Raw genomic sequence first — 1,465 nt, 5'->3', positions numbered from 1 at the left:
ACGCGGAATCGCGCGAAGCCCGCATGGACTATCGTCTGACGCTGAAAGCCGAAGCCAAGGCCGAAAATGGTCTGACTTACGGCTTCAGTGCCCGTCTGCGCAACAATCAGAACGACAGCAACCAGGTCCGTCAGGATACGCTGGGTGCTGATACGAAGTTCATCTATCTCTCCGGTTCTTGGGGTAAGATCGAACTCGGCGACACGCTGGCCGTCGACTCGCAGTTCGAAATTCAGGCCCCGTCGGTCGGTATCGGCCAAGCCGATTATGCTTGGGGCGCTGATTTTGGGGGCCGCTACAGCTACTACCACGCCAACGAAGGCGAGTTCGACACGAAGCTGGTGTATTACACCCCCGTGTTCGCAGGCTTCCAGGCCGGTATCAGCTACACCCCGGAAAAGGGTTCGGCAGGTCGTGACAACGCCCGTTCGAAGTTTGTGACGGGTAAGGGCAACGATTATAACGACCTGATCGCACTCGGCGCGACCTATACCCGTGAATTCGGCGATGTCGCCTTCACGGCAGGGGCGGGCGTTCAGTGGGGCGACCAGAAGGATACGTCCGCAACTGTTAAGAGCGCGCTCGGCGATTATGCCGTGTGGCACCTTGGCGCGACCTTGGGCTACAAGGGCTTCGTGTTCGGCGGTCATTACTTCAACAATGGCGAAACCGGCCTTGCGAAGGATGACGAAGAGTTCGGTTGGCAGCTCGGCCTGACCTATGAAACCGGCCCGTTTGCTGTTGGCGTGAACTATGCCCGCGTCGAAACCGATTACAAGGCGCGCGGCGTAAGCGACACGACCGATTACGCATGGGGCCTCGGTGCCGCCTATCAACTGGCTCCCGGCCTGTCGCTCCAGGGCGATATCGTGTTCTTCGAAGCCGAATCGGCTGATAAAACGGCTCTGAAGGCCGGTAAGACGAAGAACGACGGTACGCTCTTCACGTTCCGCACCCGCGTAGACTTCTAATCTAGTCTATTAACGGTTCAAGGCGGGGGCATCGCTACGGCGGTGCCCCCGTTTTGCTGTTTGGCGTGCGGATCAGATTCGCATTGCGGAGTCCGACCAAGGCCATTACCTTTACGTAAAAGTAAGATCGCTTTCTGGGAGCATCGGATCATGATCGAGGCGCGTTTAAAGGCCGCTCTGGCGAATCTCGCGGGGCTAGGGGCGGTGGTGCGCTTCGATTTGGGCGAGGATGGCCTCTACACCATCGACGCGCGCGGTGCCCAACCGCTCCTCTCGACCGATAGTGAGGAAGAGGCCGCCTGCACCATTCGCATTTCCACCGAAAACCTGAATAAGCTGATCGATGGTCAGCTCGATCCGATGCTGGGTTATACTTTTGGCAAGATCAAAGTCGCGGGCTCGCTGGGGGTTGCTATGAAACTGGTTAACGCGCTGGGCTAAGCGCCGCTTTGGTCCAATGCTTGCTTTGCGGATGGGGCAACCCACGGACAGGC

2 protein-coding genes are annotated in these 1,465 nt (G+C 58.4%); both read left to right on the top strand.

Translation table 11 applies throughout. The features are described 5' to 3' along the window. A partial coding sequence (locus VZ95_RS18205) for a porin (RefSeq protein WP_156995394.1) occupies positions 1 to 971 on the top strand: 971 nt, incomplete at its 5' end. Positions 972 to 1,121: 150 nt separating this feature from the next. Continuing rightward, complete coding sequence (locus VZ95_RS18200; RefSeq protein ID WP_045777117.1) at positions 1,122 to 1,412, top strand: SCP2 sterol-binding domain-containing protein; 291 nt, start codon at positions 1,122 to 1,124, stop codon at positions 1,410 to 1,412. Positions 1,413 to 1,465 lie beyond the last annotated feature (53 nt).

The organism is Elstera litoralis, from assembly GCF_000963705.1.
GTDB lineage: Bacteria > Pseudomonadota > Alphaproteobacteria > Elsterales > Elsteraceae > Elstera > Elstera litoralis.
This window is presented reverse-complemented; position numbering and strand designations above follow the sequence as displayed.